The organism is Edaphosphingomonas haloaromaticamans (assembly GCF_001853345.1).
GTDB lineage: Bacteria > Pseudomonadota > Alphaproteobacteria > Sphingomonadales > Sphingomonadaceae > Sphingomonas_E > Sphingomonas_E fennica.
On record NZ_MIPT01000001.1, the window covers coordinates 1,710,179 to 1,734,565 of the forward strand.

At 67.5% G+C, this 24,387-nt stretch carries 23 protein-coding genes; 11 read left to right on the top strand and 12 right to left on the bottom strand.

What is annotated here, in order from left to right:
* Positions 1-5 precede the first annotated feature (5 nt).
* The 9 genes from BHE75_RS07815 to BHE75_RS07855 form a co-directional block, all read right to left on the bottom strand.
* Positions 6-605, bottom strand: a complete 600-nt coding sequence (locus BHE75_RS07815) for a TetR/AcrR family transcriptional regulator (RefSeq protein ID WP_015460018.1) — start codon at positions 603-605, stop codon at positions 6-8.
* A 145-nt stretch (positions 606-750) separates the two neighbouring features.
* Positions 751-1,500 (bottom strand): tyrosine-protein phosphatase, encoded by a 750-nt coding sequence (locus BHE75_RS07820; protein ID WP_070933540.1) that lies wholly within the window; start codon positions 1,498-1,500, stop codon positions 751-753.
* Positions 1,497-2,801, bottom strand: coding sequence for a phosphotransferase family protein (locus tag BHE75_RS07825; protein WP_070933541.1), 1,305 nt, complete (start codon positions 2,799-2,801; stop codon positions 1,497-1,499). Before BHE75_RS07825 ends, BHE75_RS07820 begins: the two co-directional genes overlap by 4 nt.
* Positions 2,798-3,745, bottom strand: a complete 948-nt coding sequence (locus BHE75_RS07830) for a DUF7065 domain-containing protein (protein ID WP_070933542.1) — start codon at positions 3,743-3,745, stop codon at positions 2,798-2,800. The genes BHE75_RS07825 and BHE75_RS07830 overlap by 4 nt, the downstream gene beginning before the upstream one ends.
* 267 nt (positions 3,746-4,012) lie before the next feature.
* Positions 4,013-4,795 carry a hypothetical protein gene (locus tag BHE75_RS07835; protein ID WP_041864971.1) on the bottom strand — a complete coding sequence of 261 codons (783 nt, stop codon included), beginning with the start codon at positions 4,793-4,795 and terminating at the stop codon, positions 4,013-4,015.
* Between the two features lie 64 nt (positions 4,796-4,859).
* Entirely contained in the window at positions 4,860-5,870 is a 1,011-nt protein-coding gene (locus BHE75_RS07840; RefSeq protein ID WP_070933543.1) for an aldo/keto reductase, read from the bottom strand.
* Positions 5,871-5,886: 16 nt separating this feature from the next.
* Positions 5,887-6,930: a DUF481 domain-containing protein gene (locus BHE75_RS07845; RefSeq protein ID WP_070933544.1), complete on the bottom strand. Its 1,044-nt coding sequence runs from the start codon at positions 6,928-6,930 to the stop codon at positions 5,887-5,889.
* A gap of 39 nt (positions 6,931-6,969) precedes the next feature.
* Positions 6,970-7,443 (bottom strand): RNA pyrophosphohydrolase, encoded by a 474-nt coding sequence (locus BHE75_RS07850; RefSeq protein ID WP_084653017.1) that lies wholly within the window; start codon positions 7,441-7,443, stop codon positions 6,970-6,972.
* Entirely contained in the window at positions 7,440-8,471 is a 1,032-nt protein-coding gene (locus tag BHE75_RS07855) for an alpha/beta hydrolase (protein WP_438830582.1), read from the bottom strand. Before BHE75_RS07855 ends, BHE75_RS07850 begins: the two co-directional genes overlap by 4 nt.
* A 417-nt stretch (positions 8,472-8,888) precedes the next feature.
* Between BHE75_RS07855 and BHE75_RS07860 the strand changes: the two genes are divergently transcribed.
* The 8 genes from BHE75_RS07860 (at position 8,889) to BHE75_RS07895 (ending at position 17,439) form a co-directional block, all read left to right on the top strand.
* Positions 8,889-10,763: a 2-oxoacid:acceptor oxidoreductase subunit alpha gene (locus tag BHE75_RS07860; protein WP_070935609.1), complete on the top strand. Its 1,875-nt coding sequence runs from the start codon at positions 8,889-8,891 to the stop codon at positions 10,761-10,763.
* Positions 10,760-11,794, top strand: coding sequence for a 2-oxoacid:ferredoxin oxidoreductase subunit beta (locus BHE75_RS07865; RefSeq protein WP_070933546.1), 1,035 nt, complete (start codon positions 10,760-10,762; stop codon positions 11,792-11,794). The genes BHE75_RS07860 and BHE75_RS07865 overlap by 4 nt, the downstream gene beginning before the upstream one ends.
* Positions 11,795-11,936: 142 nt before the next feature.
* Complete coding sequence (locus BHE75_RS07870; protein ID WP_015460029.1) at positions 11,937-12,596, top strand: hydrolase; 660 nt, start codon at positions 11,937-11,939, stop codon at positions 12,594-12,596.
* Positions 12,597-12,660: 64 nt separating this feature from the next.
* Positions 12,661-12,945, top strand: a complete 285-nt coding sequence (locus tag BHE75_RS07875) for a XapX domain-containing protein (protein ID WP_015460030.1) — start codon at positions 12,661-12,663, stop codon at positions 12,943-12,945.
* A gap of 30 nt (positions 12,946-12,975) precedes the next feature.
* On the top strand, positions 12,976-13,488 hold the full coding sequence (locus BHE75_RS07880) for a hypothetical protein (protein WP_254684393.1): 513 nt from the start codon (positions 12,976-12,978) through the stop codon (positions 13,486-13,488).
* Positions 13,489-13,598: 110 nt separating this feature from the next.
* Positions 13,599-15,446 carry an amidohydrolase gene (locus BHE75_RS07885; protein WP_070935610.1) on the top strand — a complete coding sequence of 616 codons (1,848 nt, stop codon included), beginning with the start codon at positions 13,599-13,601 and terminating at the stop codon, positions 15,444-15,446.
* Positions 15,446-15,865, top strand: coding sequence for a DoxX family protein (locus BHE75_RS07890; RefSeq protein ID WP_070935611.1), 420 nt, complete (start codon positions 15,446-15,448; stop codon positions 15,863-15,865). The genes BHE75_RS07885 and BHE75_RS07890 overlap by 1 nt, the downstream gene beginning before the upstream one ends.
* Entirely contained in the window at positions 15,862-17,439 is a 1,578-nt protein-coding gene (locus BHE75_RS07895; protein WP_070933548.1) for an MFS transporter, read from the top strand. Before BHE75_RS07890 ends, BHE75_RS07895 begins: the two co-directional genes overlap by 4 nt.
* A gap of 150 nt (positions 17,440-17,589) precedes the next feature.
* Here the strand turns inward: BHE75_RS07895 and BHE75_RS07900 are convergent, their stop codons facing one another.
* The 3 genes from BHE75_RS07900 to BHE75_RS07910 all read right to left on the bottom strand — a co-directional run bounded on the left by BHE75_RS07900 (position 17,590) and on the right by BHE75_RS07910 (position 22,315).
* Complete coding sequence (locus BHE75_RS07900; RefSeq protein ID WP_191225163.1) at positions 17,590-19,512, bottom strand: M61 family metallopeptidase; 1,923 nt, start codon at positions 19,510-19,512, stop codon at positions 17,590-17,592.
* A 31-nt stretch (positions 19,513-19,543) separates the two neighbouring features.
* Positions 19,544-21,604: an amidohydrolase family protein gene (locus BHE75_RS07905; protein ID WP_254684394.1), complete on the bottom strand. Its 2,061-nt coding sequence runs from the start codon at positions 21,602-21,604 to the stop codon at positions 19,544-19,546.
* A 78-nt stretch (positions 21,605-21,682) separates the two neighbouring features.
* Positions 21,683-22,315: a murein L,D-transpeptidase catalytic domain family protein gene (locus tag BHE75_RS07910; RefSeq protein WP_070933549.1), complete on the bottom strand. Its 633-nt coding sequence runs from the start codon at positions 22,313-22,315 to the stop codon at positions 21,683-21,685.
* A gap of 80 nt (positions 22,316-22,395) precedes the next feature.
* On the opposite strand from BHE75_RS07910, the gene BHE75_RS07915 reads away from it, so the two are divergent.
* The 3 genes from BHE75_RS07915 (at position 22,396) to BHE75_RS07925 (ending at position 24,371) form a co-directional block, all read left to right on the top strand.
* A complete protein-coding gene (locus tag BHE75_RS07915; protein ID WP_070933550.1) occupies positions 22,396-22,716 on the top strand; it encodes a YnfA family protein in 321 nt (106 codons plus the stop codon).
* An 88-nt stretch (positions 22,717-22,804) separates the two neighbouring features.
* The gene (locus tag BHE75_RS07920; RefSeq protein ID WP_070933551.1) at positions 22,805-23,818 is read left to right on the top strand and encodes a L,D-transpeptidase; all 1,014 of its coding nucleotides are present in this window, start codon (positions 22,805-22,807) and stop codon (positions 23,816-23,818) included.
* A 64-nt stretch (positions 23,819-23,882) separates the two neighbouring features.
* Positions 23,883-24,371 carry a hypothetical protein gene (locus BHE75_RS07925; protein WP_070933552.1) on the top strand — a complete coding sequence of 163 codons (489 nt, stop codon included), beginning with the start codon at positions 23,883-23,885 and terminating at the stop codon, positions 24,369-24,371.
* Positions 24,372-24,387 lie beyond the last annotated feature (16 nt).

A 24,387-nucleotide genomic window follows, 5' to 3' on the forward strand; every position in this document is an offset into this window, starting at 1 on the left:
CCCCCTCAGGCTGCGATCGATTTCAATATTTCGGCCAGCATCGCTTTCTGGTCGTCCGGCCCCAGTTCGCCGCCATTGGCCAGCGCCGCCACGGCGATGCCGGATACGGCGGCCGAGAGCCGCTGATAGGTGAGCGCAGGGTCCAGATCGGCACGGATCTCCCCCTTTTCCTGGCAGGCGCGGACATCGGCGACGCCGCGCTCGGCAAGCTCGCGGCCATGCTCGGCCAGATAGGCCTGCATGTCGGGATCGTTGTGTGCATAGACGTAGAGCGACAGGCGCACGCGCCATTCGTCCGCGCGCTGCTCGTCCGTGGGCAGCACGGCATAGAGGCGGCGGCTGAGCGTGGCGAAGGGATCGTCCGCCTGAGGATCGCCCGGCCGGGGCCGCTCGCGTTCCGCCCGCTCGCCGGAGATCCAGCGCAGCGCGCCGAACATGAGCGAGGCCTTGTCCGGGAAATAATGCTGCACATTGCCCTTGGACCGCCCGCTGAGCGCCGCGACGTTGCGCTGGGACAGGGTTTCCAGCCCGTGGCTGGCGATCCAGCGGACGGCGGCCGCCGCAATGATCCGGCGCTGTTCGTCATGGTCGACAATCTTGGGCATCCGGCACCTCCCCGATTCGACGGGCGGGCTGCGCCGTCGATCCGCTCCTAAACGGCTGATCGGGGGTGATGAAAGACGCCATGTGATTTTTATCATCCATTCGGACGATAAAGTCAATATTCCAATCCAGATGGACGAAAAAGATTCAGGTGCGCGGTAACAGGCGCTTCCGCAGCCGATCGATCGCGGCGCCGTCCAAGCCGCTGCGTTCGAAAAAGGCGGGCAGGGGGGCGATGGCGTCGAACGCGGCCTCCAGATAGGCGGGGTCCGCCGCCAGCATGGCATCGACGATCGGGCCGGCCGGCATGTCGAAGGTGGCAAGCCGGGTGCTCATGTCCCACACGCGCTGGCGGGCCGCCCCGCTCAGCATCGCATTGGTGATGGCATAGTCCGCATGGATGGCGGCGCTGTCCGCCCCGATTGCCGCCAGCAGCAGCGCGGAGACGATTCCCGTCCGGTCCTTGCCGGCGGTGCAGAACAGCACGGCCGGCAGCGCATCCTCCCCCGCCAGCAAATGGAGGATGCCGGCGATATCCCGCCCATATGCCTGGACCAGATGGCGATAGGCATTGCCGATCCGTTGCGCGGCGGCGGCATTGTCGATGGCGCCGGCGCCGATCCCGGCGCCCTGGCCAGGATGAAGCGGGATGGAGACCAGCCGCATCGCGGCCGGGGGCCGGACCGGCATCGCCTCGATCTCCATGGGGCCGCGCAGGTCGATGAGGGTGCGGATGCCGATCCGCTCCATCGCCGCCCAGGCATGGCCGTCGAGGCTGGCCAGCTCGCCCGATCGATAGAGCAGGCCGGGCGCGATCAGCCCTTCGCCCAGCGGCCGGAAATTGGGGGCGTGAGCCCGGATGGCGGCCAGAAGCGCGTCGGCATCCGGCTGCGTCACAGTTTCACGCGCCCGCCATGGAGCGGCCCCAGCATGTCCTTCATCAGCGTCTCGCGCCACAGCGCCTCGGCGAGGAATTCCTGTAGCGTCGCGGCGATGTCGCCCTTGGCGATCCGGTCCGCATAGAGCGCGCGCAGCTCATCGCGGTCGCTGCGCGGGCCGGCCGCATCGTCGGCAAGCGCCGCGCGCAGATAGCCGATCAGGCCGATCGCCCCGTCCAGCCGATATTGCACATAGGGATCGTCGATCGCTGGCCGCACGATCGTGCCCAGCACGTCGCGCAGATAATCGAATTCGAAGCCGATGGCGGGGCGTGGCCCGGATGCGGGCGGCGTCTCGTCCAGCGTCAGCCCCTCGGCGCGGGCGATCAGCCGGATCAGCGATATCTGGGACAGCCGGAAATATCCATTGGTCAGGCCGAAATCCATGCCGGTATGGCGGCTTTCCAGCGCCAGCGCGATCGGCACGCTGAACCGCGCCATCACCAGGATGGTGGCATAGAGCAGCTCGTCCATCGTCCAGTCTCGGCCCGATGCCGCGCGATAGAGCGACAGCAGCCGCTCCGCGCTCGCCATCGGCTGCACCAGCGATCGGGCCAGCACGCAGCCCAGATCCTCCAGCGGATGGCCGAGATGCGTCATCTCCCAGTCGACCAGCCCGGTCACGCGCTCAGCATCGAACAGGAAGTTGCCGGGGCCGGCATCGCCCTGCACCAGCACGGCCGGGCGGTCGTCCGCCGGCAGGCGGTGGCGCAGCCAGCGGAAGGCGAACAGGGTCAGCGGATCGGGATCGGCGACATTGGCGTCGAGCAGCTCCTCCCACATGTCCAGTTCCCGGCGGATCGCCTCACCGATCGTCAGGCCCGGCGGCAGGTGATCCAGCGCGAGGGAGGCGATGTCCACCGCATGGCATTCCACCAGCGCCTCGGCGAAGGATCGTTCGATGCGGTCGCGATGGGCCTCGTCGGCGATCCCCGCCCAGCGCGCCTCGCCCGGCAGGCAGTGCATTGCCATCGCGGTCGCGCCTTCGTGCCAGCCGATCGTGCGCGGCGTACGGGCGCGCCCGTCCAGCCGGGTCAGCAGTTCATGCTCGCGGCGCAGGTCGAAGGGGGTGCGCGGGGCCGATCCCAGGTCGATCTTCAGGAAGGCGGCGCCGGGCGCGCCATCCAGGTCCACCCGGCAGCTCGTGCGGAAGGCGCCGCCGCTCACCCGCTGGATCGCGGTGATGCCGCTGCCGGTCGTCGCCTCGATCCACGCGCGCAGGCTGGCGTCGAGGGCCTCGTCATCGACGATGCCGGTCACGCCGCGGCTCCCCGTTCGCGGGCGAAGGCGCGATATCCGTCCGGGTGCCAGGTATCCTGCAGCTCGCCATAGGCCGTGGCCTCGCCGAAATTCCATTCGGCGAAGCTGGACCAGTTGAACATGCCCGGCTGCACCTGCACCGCCATGCGGGTGATCGCGCGGCCCTGCGCCTCCAGCCGGCGGCCCCGCCGGTCCGTGGCTTCGATGACGCAGCTTTCAGGTGAAAGATCGTCGCCGCGCGTGATCCGGGCGCTGCCTTCGGCCAGCAGCGAATGCGCGCCGTCGCGGATCAGATAGCCCGAAAGCAGGGAGAAGCTCTCCGGATCGGCGCCGGCATGCGTCACCATCAGGAAGGCGTCGTCCGCCGATGCGGTGGCGTGGAAATAGCCGATATGCATACCGGTCACGTCGTCGCGGCGCGGCCCCCAGCTCCGGTCGCGCACGCAATGGCAATCCACCGCCAGCGTCTCGCCGCCGGTGCGCACCCAGCCCGCATAGCGGCCCGGCTGATCGATATGGCCCTTGAAGATGCTCTCCTCGGTGGTCGATGCGCTGGTGGCCTCCACGGCCGCCGTGGCTTCGAAGCGGACGTCGAAGGCCAGGCCCGGATGATCGTATCGGATGCGATAGGCGCGGCCGCCCTCGATCACGTCGATGGTCACGCCCTGCGGCATGGCGATCCGTCCGCCCTCGGCCATCGCATCCCAGCCGTCGAAGCGCCGGCTCCAGAGATAGTCGTGGTGCAGCATCGTCCAGGGCAGGGAGCCGCGATCGTCCCAGGCGAACACGCCGCCGCCGCATATCCCAAGGTTCGGGCGGAACCAGGGATAGATGTAAACCGATAGCCGTCGCTCGGGCACGTAGAAGGCGAACCACCAGGATTCGAACCAGCTATCGTCCGTGCCCGACGGGTGGAGCCTGTCCTCTTCGCCCAGAATCGCCACCGCATTCTCCTTTTATCGTCCGTATGGACTAAAAAACATGAGGCGCGAAGGCAAGGGCCAACTTGGCGCGGGCCCGCCCGGCCCGGCGGGATCGCCCGCGGCCACGCATTATGCGGCTTCGGAGGGGATTTAACGGTAATTAACTGTCAATCCGTCCTGACCATATTATTGTGCGGACTCGAGCAAGAATACCCTCAGGCAAGAATACCCGCAGGGTCGCATCGGGAGGTCGTCGGGTCGGCGGCCTCCCTTTCCCTTTCCGGCCGATCAGTTCGCGCCGCGCTCGGTAAAATCGATCCTGATCCGCACCCAGGCGCCCACCATCGGCCGCCCGCCGATCCGTGGCGGCAGCACGCGGAATTGCCAGGCCGCCTGGCGGATCGCGCGGGCCAGGCCCGAGCCCGGCGGCGCATCCGCGATCTCGCGGCAATCCTCGACGCGATAATTGGGCGCCGTCCGGCAGGCGATCAGGCCCGTGCCCACGCGCGGCGCATTGGCGGGCAGATAATAATTGAGCTCCGCATTGGTCGGCGGGCGATACCATTCGGCATTGTAGAGCCGCTCGCCATTGGGGCCGGAACCCGGCCCGTCGGAGCTGCTGTCCTGCCCGGCACCGCTGCCGGCCGTGCTGGCATCTGCGGTGGCGCGGCCCTCGGCGTGCGACGGCAGCTTGGATATGTCCGACGCCGCGAACTCCTCGGGCGTCAGGATCAGCATCTTGAGCGGGCCGAGCGCCTGGGCCGGCGGCGGCTGGGTGGGCGTCGGCACGGGCACCGCCCTGGGCGCCCGCGATCGTTGCGATGCCGCCTCGGCCGATCTCTTCTTCTCGGCCGCCTTCGACGGCGTGGAGGAGGTGGATGTATCCGGCAGCAATTCCACCGTCAGCGGCTTCGTGGGCTCGGTCGGCTCCGACGGCGGCATGGCCGCGATGCGGATCAGCATCACAACCAGCAGCACATTGGCCGCGATCGCCACGAAAAGGGCGCCGGCCCGGCGGTGGAGCGGCGCCTCGTTTCGATAGGATGAAGGCTGATAGGACGCCGGGGGCATTGGCCGTTCGCCTACAGGAGCCGGATGCCAGCCGCAATCGGGCCTGTCGCCGTGACCGCGCGCCTCAGGCGTCCTCGAGTTCCTCGGGCAGCAGCTCGGTATCCACCTGCGCCTGCATTGCCGGCGGATAGCGGCGGCCGGCGACCGCGCCGGGGGTGAAGATGGCATCCACCGCCGCCAGCGCGGCGGGATCGATGGCGATGCCCGCTGCGGCCACATCCTCCTCCAGATGGGCGATGCTGCGGGTGCCGGGTATGGGCACGATATTCTCGCCGCGCGCCAGCACCCAGCCGATCGCAAGCTGGGCGGGCGTGCAGCCGGCCGCCTGCGCCACGGCGCGGAACCGATCGAACAGCGCCAGATTGCGCGAAAGCTGCGGTTCCAGGAAGCGGGGCATCACCGCCCGGATGTCGCTGCCCGAATAGCGATCGTCGCGGACCGCCCCTGCCAGGAAGCCGCGCGCGACTGGCGAGAAGGCGACGAAGCCGATCCCCAGTTCGCGGCACGCATCCAGCACCGCCACTTCGGGGTTGCGCACCCAGGGCGAATATTCGGTCTGGATCGCGGCGATCGGATGGACGGCATGCGCCCGGCGGATGGTGGCGGCGGACATTTCCGAAAGGCCGATCGCACCGATCTTGCCGGCTTCCTTCGCGCGGACCAGGGCGCCGACCGAATCCTCGATCGGCACGTTCCGGTCCAGCCGGTGGAGATAATAAAGGTCGATATGGTCGGTGCCGAGCCGGGCCAGCGCCCCATCCAGCGTGGATACGACCGCTTCCGGCCGCCCGTCCAGCCCGCGCTTGCCGTCATGGACGCCCAGTCCGCACTTGCTGGCCAGCGTGAATTCGCGTCGGCGATGCATCACCGCCTTGCCGATCAGCCGTTCGTTCGCGCCGTCGCCATAGATGGCGGCGGTGTCGAGGAAGGTCACGCCCAGGTCCAGCGCCCGGTTCAGCAGCCGCGCCGCATCCTCCTCCGCCGGAAACGGCTCGTAGCCGTGGCTCAGGTTCATGCAGCCCAGGCCGATGGCGGAAACGGTGAAGGGGCCGATGCGGCGGGTAGGAAGCGTCATGGGCGGGGGTCCATCCTCAGAAGCTGTAGACCAATGTGGCGCGGGTCAGCGTGTCCACGGGATCGCGGCCCGCCGGCGCATCGCGTTCATATTGCACGTTATAGGATATCCGCGTCTTCAGCGGGCCGAACAGCTTGGTGTCCAGCGCCAGCGTGGTGCTGGCGTTGGTGTTGCCCGCTTCCATGAACAGGGCCGCATCCTGTGTCAGGCTGGCGGTCGGCGCGATCTGCCAGCGCAGCGCCACGGATGCGCGGCCCGCCACGGTCGTCTTGTCAGGCTCCTCGATATAGTTGCTGTATCGCACCGCCGGGCCGCCTTCCAGGTCCACCTTCAGCTTGGGGCCGGTGAACAGCGTGTAGCCGATCCCGCCGCCCAGCGTGTAGCGGCTGTCATAGCCGAGGAACCGGTCATGCTCATATTGGGCAAGGCCATAGGCGTAGAGCCTGTCATCGAACTTGAAGTTCGGCTGGTAGGCGGCGATCACGCGTTCGGTGGTGGTGACGTTGTTGGTTTCCTGCACGTCGGCGCGCGCGTTGAAGCGATGGCGCACCTGCAGCCCCTCGCGCTCGCCCTTGGCGGCGAGGTAGAGGCCCAGCGATCGGGTGTTGCCGGTGGACCGGGCGGCGCCGATCTCCACCTCGCCCCCCCAATTATCGAAGAAGCTGGCGGATTTGATCCGTTCCTGCCGCTGCCGTTCGGCCAGCGCCTTCTTGTCGGCCTGATCCTTGTCGAAACCGTCCTTCAGCCCTTCGGCCTGGCGCGCGCCCCACGGGGCGGCCTGCTTGGCGAGCTTCGTCACCGTCGCCACCGCCTGGGCGTCGCCGCTGGCGATCGCCGCGTCCAGCATGGCGCGCACCGCTGGCGGAAGCTCGGTCGGGCGGGCGACATCAATCCGGGGCAGGGGCAGGGGCCGCTGGGGCGCCGGCGGGATATCCAGGACCGGCGCCAGCGGCTCGGGCACCGGCTCCATGGGATCGGCGGCCATCACGGGCGGGTGGGGCGCGATCAGCGGTGGCTGGCCGGCCTGGGCAAGCAATACAAAAGCGAGAACAGGGGTCATCGCGGTCCTTCCATCGGGCCGTGAAGCGTCACGATAATGTCAAAGGTGGTCGGCGAATTCTTCTAGCACATCTTCATAGAGACGGCGCTTGAACGGCACGATGATGCGCGGCAGCTCGGCCGGTTCCGCCCACCGCCAGCCGCGAAATTCGGGTTCGGCGGTTTCCAGGTTCACGTCGGCGTCGGTGCCGAGGAAGCGCGCGAGGAACCAGTGCTGGCGCTGGCCACGATATTTGCCCTTCCACACCTTGCCCACCAGATCCTCCGGCAGGTCGTAGAACAGGGTGCGCCGGGCGCGGGCGATCACCCGCACCAGATCGGGGCGGATGCTGGTTTCCTCCTCCAGCTCGCGCAGCATGCCGGCCTCGGGGGCCTCGCCCTCCTCCAGCCCGCCCTGCGGCATCTGCCAGGCCTCGGCGGCATTATCGATCCTGAGCGCCACGAACACCTTATTGTCCCCGTTCAGCAGCATCACCGCCGCCGCATCGCGATAGGGGAGGTCGTTTTCCTTCACGCCGCTTTCTCCAGCATCGCGCGCCCTGCTTCCGCCTCGGCAACGATCGCCGCCAGCGCCGCGAGGCAGCCGGCGAGGTCGTCTTGCGAGGAAGGGATGGCCCTGCGCATGTTCATGAACCCGTGGATATTGCCCCTGGCCTCGCGATAGACGGTCGGCACGCCCGCCTGCACCAGCGCCGCCGCATAGGCCCGGCCGGAATCGCGCAGCGGATCGAGCCCCGCCGTCACCACCAGCGTCGGCGGCGTGCCGGCATGGTCGGCCTTGATCGGGGAGGCGCGCCAGTGCGCCAGATCGGCGCCATAGCTTTCGTGGAACCAGGTCAGCAGCGCGGAATCCAGATAATAGCCGTCGCTGAAGTCGCGGTAGGAATAATATCGGCCGCCGGGGTCCGCCGCCGGATAGATCGGCCACTGCGCCAGCACCGGCACGGCGGCGGGCGCGTCGCGCAGCGCCAGCGTGGTCACGATCGTCAGCGTGCCGCCGGCGCTGTCGCCGGCCAGCACCAGCCCGGTGGCGATCCGGCCGGTTTCGGGCGGGTTGGCGGCGATCCAGCGCGCGGCCGCCTCGGCATCGTCAGGGGCGGCGGGCCAGGGATGCTCGGGCGCGAGCCGGTAATCCACCGCGATCACCGGCATGTCGAGCGCGCGGGCGATCTCCGCGCACAGCGGATCATGGCTGTCCAGGCTTCCCAGCACGAAGCCGCCGCCGTGGAAGAAGATCATCAGCGGTCCCGGCGCGCGCGTCGCCCGCGCGTCATACAGGCGGGCGGGGATATCCGCGCCATGCGGGCCGGGGATGGCGAAATCCCGCTTCACCGCCAATTCGCCCACGGGCAGGTCGATCAGGTCGCGCCCCGTCTTCATCAGCTCGCGCGCGTCGGCCGGCGTCATCTCGTGCAGCCTGGGGATGGGGGCGGTGGCGATATAGTCCAGCATCGCCCGCACGTCGGGCCGCACCGGCGGCCGCTCGGGCACGCGGTCCGCTTTCGCCGGGCGACGGGCGGGGGGAACGGATGGCCCTGTCATGCGCGCGCTATCTCCTTCGGCTGGCTGGTTTCGCCCGGTTTAGCGGCGGCGGCGGCCCCGGTCGAGCCGGTCGGCGCCTTTGCCGCGCCCGCCCTGGACCGGCCCGCCTGAACCCCGGATGAGCCATGTTGATGGCTTTATCTCAGGATTCCGTCTTCTTTTGCTACTTTACCGGCTCCGTTCCCGCGTTCAGCGTGCGTCTTAAGAGCATAAGGGGCCATGGCAACCGGCGCTGGCAAGCGGGTGCGACGGGGACTATGGTGGAAGACAGGAGAGAGGTGGCGCCGCCCCGCATCGGGGCTATGATGGCGCCTGCGTGCCGCTGCGACATGCGTGGCGGCCTTGGATATTTTCGCGTCGAAGGCCCGGATGACCGGGAACGAGGAAGGCAACGACAAATATCGAGGTGACCTGGGCATGGCGACTGCCGTTCACGAACTTACCCCCAAGGAAGCAAACGCCCATCCGCCGGCCGAAGCGATCGTGGTTCGCTTTGCGGGGGACAGCGGCGACGGGATGCAGCTGACGGGTGGTCAGTTCACCTTGTCGACCGCGCTGGCGGGGAACGATCTCGCGACGTTCCCGGATTTCCCGGCGGAGATACGGGCGCCGCAGGGCACGTTGTTCGGGGTGTCGGCCTTCCAGATCAATTTCGGATCGACGGCAATCGAGACGGCGGGCGACGCGCCGGACGTGCTGATCGCGATGAACCCGGCTGCGCTCAAGAGCAATGTCGGCGCGCTCAAGCCCGGCGGCCTGATCATCGCCGACGAGGGCGAGTTCGGCGTCCGCAACCTCGCCAAGGCCGGTTACGAGGCATCGCCGCTGGAAGACGGCAGCCTCGCCCGCTGGCAGGTGCTCAGCTTCAACATCTCGCAGCTCACCCTCGATGCCGTGAAGCCCTTCGGCCTCGGCAACAAGGAGGCGCTGCGCTGCAAGAACATGTGGACGCTGGGCCTCGCGCTCTGGATGTTCGATCGCGATCGCGAGCCGCTGATCCAGTGGCTGAAGGAGAAGTTCGCCAAGGCGCCGACGCTGGCGGAGGCGAACATCGCCGCGCTCAATGCCGGCCACGCCTTTGGCGAGACGGCGGAGATTTCCGGCCCGCTCAAGCAGCACCATATCGCCGCGGCGCCGGCCGAACCCGGCCTCTACCGCACGATCACCGGCGCGGAATCGATCTCGCTGGGCCTCGTCGCGGGCGCGCAGCTCGCGGGCGTGAAGATGTTCTTCGGCGGCTATCCGATCACGCCGGCCTCCGCGATCCTGCACCATCTGTCGCGGTTGAAGGAATATGAGGTCACGACCTTCCAGGCGGAGGACGAAATCGCGGCCATCGCGGCGGCGATCGGCGCATCCTATGCCGGCCAGCTCGGCGTTACCTCCTCCTCCGGCCCCGGCATCGCGCTGAAGGGCGAGGCGATGGGTCTGGCGGTGATGACGGAGCTGCCCCTGGTCATCGTCAACTCGCAACGCGGCGGCCCTTCCACCGGGCTTCCCACCAAGACCGAGCAGTCCGATCTCTATCAGGCGGTCTATGGCCGCAACGGCGATGCGCCGCTGCCGGTGATCGCCGCGCGCTCGCCCGCCGACGCCTTCGATTGCGCGATCGAGGCGGTGCGCATCGCCACCCAGTTCATGACGCCGGTGATCCTGCTGACCGACGGCTATATCGCCAATGCGGCGGAGCCGTGGAAGGTGCCGGACATGAGCGGCTACGCGCCCTTCCCGGTGCAGTATCTGGAAAACGTGCCCGAAGGCGGCTTCAAGCCCTATGGCCGGGACGAAAAGCTCGCCCGCCCGTGGGTGAAGCCCGGCACGCCTGGCCTGATCCACCGCATCGGCGGGATCGAGAAGGCGGTCGACACCGGCCATATCGACTATGCCCCCGCCAACCACCAGGCGATGACGGACCTGCGCAGGGCCAAGGTGGACGGCGTCGCCGATCATATTCCCGAACTGGAGGTCACGCTGGGCGAGGCGAAGGGCCGGCTGGTGCTGGTCGGCTGGGGTTCCACCTTCGGGCCGATCCATCAGGCGGTGCGGCGCCAGCGGGCTAAGGGCCGGGACGTCCACCACGTCCATATCCGCCATATCTGGCCGCTGCCGCGCAACCTGGGCGATCTGCTCAAGGGATATGACAAGATCATCGTGCCGGAAATGAACACCGGCCAGCTCAAGACGGTGCTGCGCGACCAGTATCTGGTCGATGCCCGCCCGCTCAACAAGGTATCCGGCCAGCCCTTCCGCATCGCCGAGATCGAAGCCGCCATCGAGGAGGCGCTCGCATGAACGAGATGACCAGCATCCCCACCAGCCCCAAGGATTGGGAAACCGATCAGGAAGTGCGCTGGTGCCCCGGCTGCGGCGACTATGCGATCCTGAAGGCGGTGCAGCGGACCATGCCGGAACTGGGCGTGCGGCCGGAAAATACCGTGTTCGTGTCCGGTATCGGCTGCTCGTCGCGCTTCCCTTATTATATGGAGACCTACGGCTTCCACACCATCCACGGCCGCGCGCCGGCGGTGGCGACGGGCGTGAAGCTCGCGAACCCGGAACTCGACGTGTGGATCATCACCGGCGACGGCGATGCGCTGTCGATCGGCGGCAATCACACGATGCACCTGCTGCGGCGCAATCTCGACTGCCAGGTCCTGCTGTTCAACAACGAGATATATGGCCTCACCAAGGGCCAATATTCGCCGACCAGCCGGGTGGGCACGCGATCGCCCTCGACGCCGTTCGGATCGGTGGACCGGCCGGCCAGCCCGTGCAGCTTCGCGCTGGGATCGGGCGCGCGCTTCGTGGCGCGGGGCATCGATACCCACAAGAACCTGCCCGCCGTGCTCAAGGCCGCGCATGCCCACAAGGGCGCGAGCTTCGTGGAAATCTACCAGAACTGCATCGTCTATAATGACGGCGTGTTCGATCCCTTCACCGAGAAGAAGGCCGCGCCCGAAGGCCAGATCTGGGTGGAACATGGCGAACCCGTGCTGTTCGCCGGCGGCGCGAAGGGGCTGGCGATGGACGGCGAGGCGCTGCGCCTGCGCATCGTGGATGTCGTGGACGGGGACTGGAAGGGCGCGGGCGTGATCGTCCACGACCAGACCAATCACGGCCTGGCCCAGATGCTGATCGATTTCGCGCCGGGCGAAGGCGGCCCGGTGGTGCTGGGCGTGNTCTACAACCACCCGCGCCCCACCTTCGAACGGGCGGTGGTGGAGCAGAACGCCGCCGCCGCCGCCGGCAAGGCGCGCGATCTCCAGAAGCTGATCTCAAAAGGCCAGACCTGGCAGGTGGAAAAGCAGCCCCATACAATGTGATCGGACGCGCGGGGCGGCGCGCGCGGCACGCTCGTCCGCCGCCGCCGCGCTCCTTGCGCGATGTCGATTCCATACAAGAAGCATCGTTGCGCACATGGCATGATCGCCGGGCCTAAATCCTCATCCGCCAAGGATTTGCCTCATGCCGATCACCGCCACGCCCACCCCGGGGAAGACCTTGCTCTCCCCGGGCGATCACACGTTGATCCTGATCGATCACCAGTCGCAGATGGCCTTCGCCACCCATTCGATCGACGCGACGACGCTGCGCACCAACACTGCGCTGGTCGCCCATGCGGCCGCCGGCTTCAAGGTTTCCACGATCCTCACCACCGTCGCCGAGAAGAGCTTTTCCGGCCCGATCTTCGATGAGATCAAGGAGGCGCTGCCCGATGTGGAGGTGACGGATCGCACCTCGATGAACACGTGGGAGGATGCGAACGTCATCAAGCGGGTCAATGCGATCGGCAAGGACCGGCTGGTGTTCGGCGGGCTGTGGACCTCGGTCTGCATCGTCGGCCCGACCCTGTCGGCGATCGACCAGGGTTATGAGGTCTATGTGATCTCCGACGCCTGTGGCGACGTTTCCGACGAGGCGCACGAACGCGCGATGGAACGGATGATCCAGGCCGGCGTGCGGCCGATGACGTCGCTGCAATATCTGCTCGAGCTGCAGCGCGATTGGGCGCGGACCGGAACCTACGACATGACCACCGGCATCGCCCGCAAATATGGCGGCGCCTACGGCCTCGGCATCATCTACGCCAAGACGATGTTCGGCGCTTCTGAAGGCGGGCACTGAAACCGGGGCGGGGCGGCCTTTCCCGTGCCGGAAGGCCGCCCGGTCCATATCGGGGGTCGCGCCCATGAAACCCTATCTGATCTCGCTCGCCGTCGGCCTTGTCGTGGGCATATTATACGGCGCGCTCAACGTGCGATCGCCCGCGCCGCCGGTCATTGCCCTGATCGGGCTGTTCGGCATGCTCCTAGGCGAGCAGGTCGTGCCCATCGCCAAACGGCTGATCGCGGGCCGCCCGGTCGCCTCCTACGTGCGGACGAGCTGTGCCGAACAGGTGCTGGGGACGATGCCGGGCGGCGGGGACGATGAGGCGCGCGATCCCCCGCATGATCCACCGCACGGGGCCGCCTGAACGAACCGCATATCAGGGAAGGATCGGATGATGACCTATCTTCAGGCGATCACGATTTTCCACACCGCCATCAGCTTCGTCGCCATCGCGGCCGGCTTCGTCGCGGTCGCCGGCCTCTTTCACGGCGGCGCCTATCGCGCATGGACCAGCCTGTTCCTGGTGACGGCCATTGCCACCAGCGTCACCGGCTTCTTCTTTCCGTTCAACGGCGTCACGCCCGCGATAGTCACCGGTGTGGTGGCGCTCATCATCCTGGCCTTCGTCCTCCTCGCCTATCGCCGCTTCCGCCTCGTCGGCGCATGGCGCTGGATCTACGCTGCCGGCATGGTCGCCAGTCTCTACCTGCTGGTGTTCGTCGGCGTGGTGCAGGCGTTTCTCAAGGTGCCGTCGCTCCACAGCCTCGCGCCCACGGGGGCGGAACGTCCCTTCCAGCTCACCCAGCTCGCCGTGCTCCTGCTCTTCGTCCTGATCGGGCTGATGGCGGCGATCCGCTATCGGCCGGTGCCGGTTGCCGTGCCGGTGCGGCGGGAGCCTTCGAGGTGAGCGATCTCGACCGCCGCACGACGCTGGCGGGCGGCGCCGCCGCGCTTCTCGCATCATCGCTTCACGGGGCGCCCCTGGCCGCCCGTTCCCGCGCTTCCGGGAGGAAAACCATGTCCGATCTCATCGTCACCAATGCGAAGATCACCACCCTGGATCGCGCCAACCCGCAGGCGGATACCGTGCTGATCCGGGACGGGCGCTTCGCCGCCGTGGGCAGTGCCGCGGATGTGCGCGCGGCGGCGGCACCGGACGCGGCGGTGATCGATGCCGGCGGGCGCCGGGCGATACCCGGCCTGATCGACAGCCACATGCACATCATCCGTGGCGGGCTGAATTACAATTTGGAGCTGCGCTGGGACGGGGTGCCGAGCCTGGCCGAGGCAATGCGGATGCTGAAGCGGCAGGTGGACAATACGCCAGCCCCCCAATGGGTGCGCGTGGTCGGCGGCTTCACCGAGCATCAGTTCGCCGAAAAGCGGCTGCCGACGATCGACGAGCTGAACGCTGTCGCCCCCGATACGCCGGTGTTCATCCTCCACCTTTACGATCGCGCGCTGCTCAACGCGGCGGCGCTCAGGGTGGTGGGCTATACCAGGGATACGCCCAACCCGCCGGGGGGCGAGATCGTGCGCGACGCCGCCGGCAATCCGACGGGGCTGCTGCTGGCCCAGCCCAATGCGACGATCCTCTACGCGACGCTGGCCAAGGGGCCGAAGCTGCCGCCCGAATATCAGGTCAACTCCACCCGCCATTTCATGCGCGAGATGAACCGGCTGGGGGTGACCGGCGTGATCGACGCGGGCGGCGGATACCAGAATTACCCGGAAGATTATGCGATCATCGAGAAGCTGCATGCGGACGGCGAGCTGACGCTGCGCATCAGCTACAACCTCTTCACCCAGAAGCCGAAGGAGGAGCTGGNCGATTTCGCGGGCTGGGCGAAAACGGTGAATCCGGGGCAGGGGGACGACAGCTATCGCCATAACGGCGCCGGCGAGATGCTGGTCTATTCGGCCGCGGATTTCGAGGATTTCCGCGTCGCCCGGCCGGATATGCCGCCCAATATGGAAGGCGACCTGGAGCCCGTCATCCGCCTGCTGGTCGAAAATCGCTGGCCGTGGCGGCTCCACGCCACTTACGATGAGACGATCAGCCGCGCGCTCGATGTGTTCGAGAAGGTCCATCGCGACATTCCGTTCGACGGCCTCCACTGGTTCTTCGACCATGCCGAGACGATCAGCGACCGCAATATCGATCGCATCGCGGCGCTTGGCGGCGGCATCGCCGTGCAGCACCGCATGGCCTATCAGGGCGAATATTTCGTCGAGCGCTACGGCGCCAGGGCGGCGGAGCGGACGCCGCCGATCAGGCGGATGATGGCGGCGGGCCTGCCGGTGGGCGGCGGCACCGATGCGACGCGGGTGGCGAGCTACAATCCGTGGGTCTCGCTTTCCTGGCTGGTGACGTCGAAGACGGTGGGCGGGCTCCGGCTCTATCCGCCCGCCAACCGGCTGGACCGCGAAACCGCGCTCCGGCTGTGGACGGAAGCGAATAGCTGGTTCTCCAACGAGCAGGGCAAAAAGGGGCAGGTGAAGGTCGGTCAGCTCGCCGATCTCGTGCTGCTGAGCGATGATTATTTCAGCGTGCCGGAGGACGGGATCGCCCATATCGAATCCGTCCTGACATTGCTGGGGGGCGAGGTGGTGCACGGCGCCGGCGAATATCGCGATCTCGCGCCACCCCTGCCGAAGCCGATGCCGGACTGGTCGCCGGTCGCCACCTTCGGCGGCTATTATCGCCGTCCCGAACAGGCGGCGAAGCTGGCGTCGGCCTGTGGTTGCGCCAGCACCTGCAATGTCCATGGCCACGATCATGCCGCTGCCCTCGCCGCCGATATCCCCACAGCGGATGTCCAGTCCTTCTGGGGCACGCTCGGCTGCGGTTGCTGGGCGGTCTGATGGCGGCGCCCGCTCCCATCGCCGAGCTGCTCGCCAGCCGCTGGTTCACCACGCTCGCCTGCACGCTGCTCACCTTGCCTTACTGGATGAGCGGCCTCGCCAAGCTGTTCGATCTGCCCGGCGCGCTGGGCGAAGCGCGCCATTTCGGGCTGGAGCCGGCCGGGCTGGTCGTCGCGACCACCATCCTCGTCCAGGTCGGCGCGTCCCTGCTGCTGGTCGCCGGGCGCTGGGTGTGGCTCGCGGCCGGCGCGCTCGGCGTGTTCACGATCATCGCCACCCTGATCGGCCATCCCTTCTGGACGGTCGCCGATCCCGTCGCCCGCTTCCACGATCGCAACAGCTTTTTAGAACATATCGGCCTGGTCGGCGGCTTCATGCTGGCTGCGATCCTCGCCGAACGCGGGCGCGCGGCACGATGAGCGGGCAGGCCAGGGAGGAAGGCGGCCGCCCGCTCGGCTATCCCATGTTCCGGGCGTTGTGGATCGCCACGGTCGTCTCCAATGTCGGCACGTGGATGCACGATGTCGGCGCCGGCTGGCTGATGACGTCGCTGTCGGCGGAGCCGCTGATGGTCGCCCTCGTCCAGGCCGCGACGACGCTGCCGATGTTCCTCTTCGCGCTGCCGGGCGGGGCGCTCGCCGATATCGTCGATCGCCGCCGCCTGCTGATCGGCGCCCAGCTATGGGTGCTGATCGCGGCCGGGCTGCTCGCGGTGATCACCTTCGCGGGGCTCACCACGCCCGCCCTGCTGCTCGCCTTCACCTTCGCGCTCGCGACCGGGGCGGCGCTCAGCGCGCCCGCCTTCCAGGCGATCGTGCCCGAACTGGTGCCGCGCCCCGCGCTGGCCGATGCGGTCGCGCTCAACAGCCTGGGAGTGAACATCGCCCGCGCCATCGGCCCGGCGCTGGGCGGGGTCATCATCGCCATGGCCGGGCCGCCGGCGGTGTTCGCGCTCAATGCCGTGTCGGTGCTGGGCGTGCTGGGGGTGCTGTTCGCATGGAAACGGGAAGCCCAGGCCGCGACGCTGCCGGCCGAACGTTTCTTCGGCGCGCTCCGGGCGGGCGGGCGCTATGCCCGCCAGTCGCCGGAGTTGCAGACGGTGCTGGTCCGCTGCCTGGGTTTCTTTCCCTTCGCCAGCGCGCTCTGGGCCTTCCTGCCGATCATCGCCCGGCGCGAGTTGGGGCTTGGCCCGACCGGCTATGGCGGCCTGCTGGGTTTCATGGGCGCGGGCGCGATCGCGGGCGCGCTGCTGCTGCCGCGCCTGCGCCGGCTGATCCCATCCAACCAGCTGACGGTGCTGGCGGCGATCCTGTTCGCCGTCGCCATGCTCGGGCTGGCGAAGACGGGCAGCTTCGCGGTCGGTTGCCTGGTGATGGCAATCGCCGGTCTCGCCTGGATCGCCATGCTCTCCGCGCTCAATGTCGCGGCGCAGATGGCGGTGCCGGCCTGGGTGAAGGCCCGCGCGCTCGCCGTCTATCTCGTCGTCTTCCAGGGGGCGATGGCGGCAGGCAGCACCTTCTGGGGCTGGCTGGCGGGGCGCATCGGCATTCCGCTCGCGCTGGTCATCGCCGCTGCCGGGCTGGTGGTGGCGTTGCTGCTGGCGCTGCGCTGGCGGATCGGGGGCGAGAGCCGCGATCTCGCGCCTTCCTCGCACTGGCCGGCGCCAATCGTCGCCGAGGACCCCGCGCCCGATCGCGGGCCGGTGATGGTGACGGTGGAATATCGGATCGATCCAGCGCGCAAGGCTGAATTCGTGCGGGCCATGCAGGAGATGCGCCGCATTCGCCGGCGGGACGGGGCGCTCAACTGGTGCCTGAACGAGGATGCGGCCCAGCCCGGCATCATGCTCGAAAGCTTTGTCCTCGAAAGCTGGCTGGAACATCTCCGCCAGCATGAACGGGTGACGCAGGCGGACCGGCTCGATCAGGCGGCCGTCAACCAGTTCCACATCGGCACAGACCCGCCGCTCGTCCGCCACTTGCTGGCGCCATGAGGCGGAAAGGCGCCGCCCACGGGTGAAAGGCCATGGCGCGGCGACAGGGCCTGAAAGAAGCCTGCTTTCCGTAAAGGGCGTGGGCGGGGCCGTCCATCGGACGCCCCGCCCGCCGCCGCAGCCTTCCCCCGAGGGAAGGGCTGACGACGCTTACTTCCGCGCGGTCAGCAGCAGGTCCAGCGTGCCGGTGCCGCTGCCCGTCTTTTCCAGCTTCGGATAGCGCAGGCCGCCATTCCATTCGATGGCGATGTCGCGGAAACGGTCGCCGGACTGGACGAGCAGGCGGATCGGTTCCTTGCCGCCCTTGGCCGCGCGGATCGCTTCTTTCAGGCGGTCGTCGGAATAGGCCATGCCGTCCACCGCCAGGATCTTGCTGCCGATGGCGAGGCCGGCGTTGAAGGCGGGGCCGTCCCAGATCACCTGGGTGATCTCGCCGCCCTTGCTGGTCAGCCCGATCGAATAGCTGAGGTCGATCGCCTTCGACGTGCGTTCCTGGTCCTTGATGAAGGGCGTCGGCTCGTCGACATAAGTGAGGCGATAGCCGCCGTTGACAAAGCCGTTGAACGGCGCGCCCTTGGCCTTCTCGCCCAGCCGGGTCGTCAGGAAGGCATCCCAGTCATAGGGCACGATCGAATTCAGCGTCGCCACCACGTCCTTGAACTCGAACGTGTCGATGCCCCAGTCGCCATCCTTCTGGCCGAAGAAGGCGCGGGCGAAATCGTCCATCGACTTGCGGCCGCCCGATTGCGCGCGCAGCAGGCTGTCCACCTCCAGCCACACCAGCATGCCTTCGTTGTAATAATCCTCGGATCGCTGGAAGCTCACCCAGCCCTTGGGCGAACGCGCGGTGATGACCGGATCGTTGGTGGTGTCCTGCAGCGCCCGCCAGTCGCGGCCGCGGCGGATATCCAGGTTGGCGGCGATGGCGGCCAGCGCGTCCAGCGTCTCCTGCTTGGTGAACAGGCCCGAACGCGCGCCCAGCACATAGCCCCAGAACTGCGTCTGCCCTTCATAGACCCACAGCAGGTCGTCGTTCATCGGCGTGTTGAAATCGGGCGTCCAGTTGCCGGCAGGCCGGCGGAACTTGCCGTTCCAGCTATGGGTGAATTCATGGGGCAGCAGGTTGCGGCGGCCGGGGCCCTTGTTCCATTCCGTGAAATATTCCGGGTTCACGCCGTTTTCGGAGCTGCGATGATGCTCCAGGCCGATGCCGCCCATCTTGTCGGTCAGCGCCAGCAGGAATTCGTAATTGTCATAATGCTGGGCGCCGAACAGCTTCACCGCCTGATCCACCAGCTTGCGGTGCGCCTCGATCTGCTCGGGCTTGGCTTCCAGGAATTTGGCCTCGTCCGCAACGATGTTCAGCCGCACGCGCGGCGAAAGCCGTTCCTGGCGGAAATATTTGCCGGCGAAGACCGGGGAGTCGACCAGCGTCTCATAATCCGTCGTCTCGTAGCGGTAGGTCGATCCCGTCGCGGTGGAAGGCAGGCCGGATGCGGCCTTCCAGCCATCGGGATAGGTCACGGTCGCCGAAATCGGGATGCGGCGGGTGAAATAGCCGGCGGGGTAGAGCGAAACCTGTTCCCACTGGATGTTCATCATCGCCGGGGTGATGGTGATGCGGCCCTGGGGCTTGTTCGTGGCGCCCAGGAACTCGAAGCTCACGTCCAGCTGGCTCGTGCCCTGGGGCACGTCGATGTGGAAGGCGTAGACGTCCAGATTGTCGCGCCGCCAGGGCAGCACCTTGCCGCCGGCCATGATCTTCAGGCCGGCCAGCTTCTCGATCTCGCCGCGCGGGCCGTGCTTGCCGGGCAGCCATTTCGGGAAAAGCAGCGTCATCGGCCCGGCTTCCGCCACGGGGATTGCCTGCTTCACGCGCAATATGGCGCGATCGATATCGGTCGCGTCCACGTTCAGCACCATCGTGCCCGGATAGGCCACGTCCTTGGGCGCGGGGATGGTGTCGGTCAGGTAAGCCGGCTCGGGCGCGCTCCGCTCGATCGCGGCGGCGGGGGCAACAAGGGCGGTGGTCGCCGCCAGCACCAGCGGCAGCATCTTCAGCTTGGAATACATGTCTTGGCTAAGTCCCGATATTATCGATGGATCAGCGATCGGCCACGGGCGTCGCGGCCGCCGGCGTCACCTTGGGGGCAGGGGCGAAAGGCTTGATACCGAACTTGGGATAGACCTCGCTCGGATAGTAGAACACGCCATCCTTCACCACCATGCCGATGGTCTTGATCGCCTTCAGGTCTTTGGTCGGATCGCCGGGGATCAGGAAGAAATCGGCCAGCTTGCCCTTTTCGATCGATCCCAGCCGCTGGTCCTGCCCAAGATAATGGGCCATGTCCCAGGTGGCGCGCCTGACGATCTGGGCCGGCGTCATGCCCGCGCGCTGGAACAGCTCCAACTCGCGATGATAGGTGAAGGCGCCGCCCGTGTCGGTGCCGGGGATCAGCATCACGCCGCGATCGTTCAATATCCTCACGGTGGCAATGATCTTCTCGAACGCCGCGCGATAGGCCTTGTCGTCGCCCGGCGCGGAGGTATCGACCCACGCCTTGCGCGCGCTGCGCTGGTAGCCGATCGGCATGTGATCGATATAGTCGACGGCGCCCGGCGGCACCTGGCCGTCGCGGTTGAGCGTCAACTGCTCGTGGATGCCCAGCGTCACGTCGATCGGCAGCTTCTTGCTGGTGATCAGGCCGATGGTGTGCTGCACCGGCGCGCTGTTGAGATCGAGCGTCTCCAGCCGCTTCAGCGCCGTCAGCCGCAGCAGCGATCGCGTATCCTCGCCCGGCTTCAGCACCCAGCCCAGCATGAACTGGTTGATGTGGGTCATCTCGTCATAGCCGGCTTCCATCATCGCATCGGCGGTGGAGAAAGCGGGGACATGCCCGGCGACGCGCAGGCCCAGACGATGCGCCTCGGCCACGACGGCGGGCACCCAATCCGGGTTCATGCTGTTATAGACCTTGATCTGCCAGTAACCGCGCGCGGCATACCAGCGCACCGCATCCACGGCCTGCGCCTCATTCTCCACGACGATGCCGTTATTGGCGCTGAACTTGGTGCGCCCTTCCAGGAAGCCGCTGCGCACCACGCGCGGGCCGGCGATCACGCCGCCTTCGATCCGGTCGATCAGCTTGTCCAGCACGGCATTGTCGTTGCCCATGTCGCGGACGGAGGTGATGCCGGCGATCAGGTTCAGCAGCGCATCGTCCTGGCCGATATGGGCGTGCATTTCGTACATGCCGGCCACCAGCGTGCCGCCGGCGCCATCGATCGTCACCTCGCCGGGAGTGGCGGGGCTGTCGGCGGGCTCGACGGCGGCGATCTCGCGCCCGTTCACCACCACGGCCACCGGCGCGGTCAGGGTCAGCGTCTTGGGATCGTAGAGGCGGACATTGGTGATGCGCACCGGCGCGCCATAATGGTGCGCCACCTCTTTCTGCATCGCCACGTAGCGATCGGTGGACCATTTGGCGGCGAGCCCGCGCAGGCGCTTCTCCTCGCCTTCATATCCTTCGCGGATGATGATGAATTCGGGCGTGACATAGCCGAACATGCCGCCATCGCCGTCGATCAGCACGGTATCGGGGTTGAGGTCGATCCCGCCCACCTCATAAGCGGTGACGGCGACGGTGCCCGCCGTGCCGGCGATCTGCAACGCCTCGCCCTTCTCCAGCCGCAGCGTGCCGCCCGGCAGCGCCGGCATGGCATGATCCGCATCCTTCAGCAGCGCGCGGGCATAGAGGCCGAGCGCCCAGGGGCTCGCGCCCTGCGCCACATAGATGCCGGGCTCCTTCAGCGTCGCCTTGCCGGTGCCGGTGGAATCGGTCCAGGTCGCGCGGTTGCCGTTCAGCGCGAAGCTCTCGCTCACCTTGCTGCCGAAGGTGGTGGTGCCGTTCACCGTCCAGGCGACGGGAAGGCCGGCGGCGTTGGTGCGCACGGTTTCGGCCATGGTCGGCCCGCGGCCATTATTCTTATAATCGAAATCGATCTTCGTGGTGTCGCCATCGGTGTCGGCATTGAGGTGGCCGACATTGCGGCCGCCGAAGATCACGGTGAACCGCTCCGTCGCGGCCGACGCCGCCGATGGAGCCAGGATGGAGGGGGCGAAAGCGGCGGAAAGGCACAGGGCCATGCGGATGGATCGTTTCATGGGCCGTTGATAGACCATGAAGAGCGCCGGAAATAAAGGGCTGGGGGCCGTTAAAAGTCCGCGCGTTACCGATACTTCTCACGCGCCCGCATAGAGCAGCCGCCCCCGGCCGAGCGCCGCCAGCACCGCATCGATATCGGCGGGCGATACCACGAAACAGCCGTTGCTGCGGCCCAGCTTGCCCTGCCGCGCCAGCACATCGGGGCCGACATAGGGGGCGGAATGGAGCACGATCGCCCGATCCATCGCATTGTCGTTGGTGGGATCGAGCCCGATCAGCCGGCGCGACAGGCCGTGATCGCCCTGATAGGCCTCCCCGATCAGATAGGCCCCGCGCGAACTGGCCTCCGAGCCCTCCATGTTGGAAAACATCCTGAGCCGCCCTTCGAAGGCCGGATCGGAACCCCTGCCATGCGCCACCAGGAAGGATCGGCTGGTGCCGGCGAGCAGGTTGACGATGTGGAAGCGCGGCACGTTCGACGGCTGGCCGTAATCGACCACGCCGATCACGTCGCGGGACCATATCCGCCGTTCGTGCCGGGCCAGCGCCGCCATTACCTCGGCGCGCAGCTCCAGCCGGATGTTCCTGCCGATGCTCCACAGGCCCGGCACGTTCTGGGCGAGCGCGCGGGAAGGCGCAGCCGCCAGCGCCGCGAGGCCGCAGGCGGCGCCCAGCACTTCGCGGCGCGAAAGCGGCAAGGCGGCATCCATGGCGCCATCCTAGCGCGAATTCGTCCGTCCCGGAATTCCGGCCGTTGCGCGACCCGCCCCGCGATGGCAGGTTGGTCGCCATGGCCTTCCTGATCTATATCGGCGCCGCGCTGGCGGAAATCGGTGGCTGCTTCGCCTTCTGGGCCTGGCTGCGTATGGATCGCCCCGCCTGGTGGCTCGTCCCCGGCATCGCCTCGCTCTGCCTGTTCGCCTGGCTGCTTACGCTGGTGGCGGCCGATCATGCCGGCCGCGCCTATGCGGCCTATGGCGGCATCTACATCGTTTCGGCGATCGGCTGGATGTGGCTGGTGGAAGGCGCGCGGCCGGATCGGTGGGATCTGCTCGGCGGGCTGGTCTGCGTCGCCGGCGCGGCGGTGATTCTGGGTGGCCCGCGCGCCTGATCCGGCCCTTGGGAAACCGGCTAAGCAGTAGCGTCCGGGCCGGATATTTGCCATGCTCGGGGCCGGGCAGGCAACGGAACGGACGGTAATGATCCAGATCGATCGGCGCGGCGCATTCTCATGGTTGGCGGGCGGGACGGTGATGCTCGGCACGCTGCCGGGCGTTGCGCGTGCCATGCAGGCCGCCCTGTCGGGCAGCAGCGTGGAGGAGGCCGTCGCCAAGCTGCGCCCCGGCCAGTTCATCTGGGCGCCCGATGTCGCGCCCGACGGCCCGGTGATGATCATCGTCAGCCTCGAAAAACAGCGCGCCTACGTCTATCGCAACGGCGTGCTGATCGGCGTTTCCACCGTATCGACCGGCAAGAAGGGGCATGAAACGCCCACCGGCGTGTTCACCGTCCTTCAGAAGGCGAAGGACCATAAGTCCAACCTCTACAACAATGCGCCGATGCCCTTCATGCAGCGGCTGACGTGGGACGGCATCGCCATGCACGCCGGCAGCCTGCCGGGCTATCCCGCCTCGCACGGCTGCATCCGCCTGCCCATGGCCTTCGCCCGCCAGCTCTACGGCGTCACCTCGCTCGGCCTCACCGTCGTTATCACCCGGAACGGGGAGGTGCCGCGCGTGGCCCCCACGCCCGATGCCCTGCGCGCCGATGGCGGGACGGTGGCGACGGACGGCGATAGCGGCAAATGGGAGCCCAATCTCGCCCCCACCGGCCCGATCTCGATCGTCATCAGCGCCAAGGACCTCAAGCTCATCGTGCTGCGCGACGGCGTGGAGATCGGCCGCACCCCGATTACCATCGACGGGCCTGTCGCCGAGACGACGGCCTATACGCTCCGCGCGATCGAGGGCAATCAGTATCACTGGCTGCAATTGCCGCTGCCGGGGCAGACGGTGTCGCCCAATCAGGAGCTGCTGCCCGAGGAGCGCAAGCGCCTGCACGTTCCCGAAGGCTTCCGCGCCCGTCTCGCTGCCATCCTCGCGCCCGGCACTACCGTGGTCCTCACGCCGGACAGCCTGAAATCGAGCGGATCGGGCAAGAAGCTCACCGTCATCAAGGGCGAGGACATCAAGGATCCGGGCGACCGTTATTGAAGCGTCGGCCCCCGGGGAGCGGCGGGGCCGCCTGCATGTCCATTCAAATCATTGGGGGAATTTCATGAACAGGATCCTGTCGACATGCGCCTGCGCGCTGGTTGCGCTGGCGCCTGCGGCCCAGGCGTCGGTCTATTCCGACGATCTCGACCGTTGCGTGGTCAGGCAGACTTCCACGGAGGACAAGGCGGCGATGATCCGCTGGATATTCTCGGCGCTGTCGGGGAATCCCTCGCTGAAATCGATGGTGAACGTCACTGATCGGGAACTGGCCGAAAGCGATGTGAAGATGGCCGCGACGGTGGAGCGTCTGCTGCTCGCCGATTGCCGGAAGGAAGCGGTGCAGGCGGTGAAATATGATGGCCCTCACGCCATCGAGACCAGCTTCGGGCTGCTGGGCCAGATCGCGATGCGGGAATTGATGGCGGAGGAAAATACGGCCCGGCAAGTCGGCAAGTTCGCCGAGCATCTCGACGAGGATAAATGGGCCGCCTTCAATGCGGAGGCCGGCATTCCAAAGGCTTCCGCCGCCGCACCGACAAAATCCAGATAAAGACGGGCGACGAAGC

What these genes read in the sequence shown, in the direction of transcription:
- BHE75_RS07815 (WP_015460018.1), bottom strand. Translation starts at nt 605, where the DNA reads ATGCCCAAGATTGTCGACCATGACGAACAGCGCCGGATCATTGCGGCG.
- BHE75_RS07835 (WP_041864971.1), bottom strand. Translation starts at nt 4,795, where the DNA reads ATGCCCCCGGCGTCCTATCAGCCTTCATCCTATCGAAACGAGGCGCCG.
- BHE75_RS07840 (WP_070933543.1), bottom strand. Translation starts at nt 5,870, where the DNA reads ATGACGCTTCCTACCCGCCGCATCGGCCCCTTCACCGTTTCCGCCATC.
- BHE75_RS07845 (WP_070933544.1), bottom strand. Translation starts at nt 6,930, where the DNA reads ATGACCCCTGTTCTCGCTTTTGTATTGCTTGCCCAGGCCGGCCAGCCA.
- BHE75_RS07855 (WP_438830582.1), bottom strand. Translation starts at nt 8,471, where the DNA reads ATGACAGGGCCATCCGTTCCCCCCGCCCGTCGCCCGGCGAAAGCGGAC.
- BHE75_RS07860 (WP_070935609.1), top strand. Translation starts at nt 8,889, where the DNA reads ATGGCGACTGCCGTTCACGAACTTACCCCCAAGGAAGCAAACGCCCAT.
- BHE75_RS07870 (WP_015460029.1), top strand. Translation starts at nt 11,937, where the DNA reads ATGCCGATCACCGCCACGCCCACCCCGGGGAAGACCTTGCTCTCCCCG.
- BHE75_RS07875 (WP_015460030.1), top strand. Translation starts at nt 12,661, where the DNA reads ATGAAACCCTATCTGATCTCGCTCGCCGTCGGCCTTGTCGTGGGCATA.
- BHE75_RS07880 (WP_254684393.1), top strand. Translation starts at nt 12,976, where the DNA reads ATGACCTATCTTCAGGCGATCACGATTTTCCACACCGCCATCAGCTTC.
- BHE75_RS07890 (WP_070935611.1), top strand. Translation starts at nt 15,446, where the DNA reads ATGGCGGCGCCCGCTCCCATCGCCGAGCTGCTCGCCAGCCGCTGGTTC.
- BHE75_RS07895 (WP_070933548.1), top strand. Translation starts at nt 15,862, where the DNA reads ATGAGCGGGCAGGCCAGGGAGGAAGGCGGCCGCCCGCTCGGCTATCCC.
- BHE75_RS07900 (WP_191225163.1), bottom strand. Translation starts at nt 19,512, where the DNA reads ATGTATTCCAAGCTGAAGATGCTGCCGCTGGTGCTGGCGGCGACCACC.
- BHE75_RS07905 (WP_254684394.1), bottom strand. Translation starts at nt 21,604, where the DNA reads ATGAAACGATCCATCCGCATGGCCCTGTGCCTTTCCGCCGCTTTCGCC.
- BHE75_RS07910 (WP_070933549.1), bottom strand. Translation starts at nt 22,315, where the DNA reads ATGGATGCCGCCTTGCCGCTTTCGCGCCGCGAAGTGCTGGGCGCCGCC.
- BHE75_RS07915 (WP_070933550.1), top strand. Translation starts at nt 22,396, where the DNA reads ATGGCCTTCCTGATCTATATCGGCGCCGCGCTGGCGGAAATCGGTGGC.
- BHE75_RS07920 (WP_070933551.1), top strand. Translation starts at nt 22,805, where the DNA reads ATGATCCAGATCGATCGGCGCGGCGCATTCTCATGGTTGGCGGGCGGG.
- BHE75_RS07925 (WP_070933552.1), top strand. Translation starts at nt 23,883, where the DNA reads ATGAACAGGATCCTGTCGACATGCGCCTGCGCGCTGGTTGCGCTGGCG.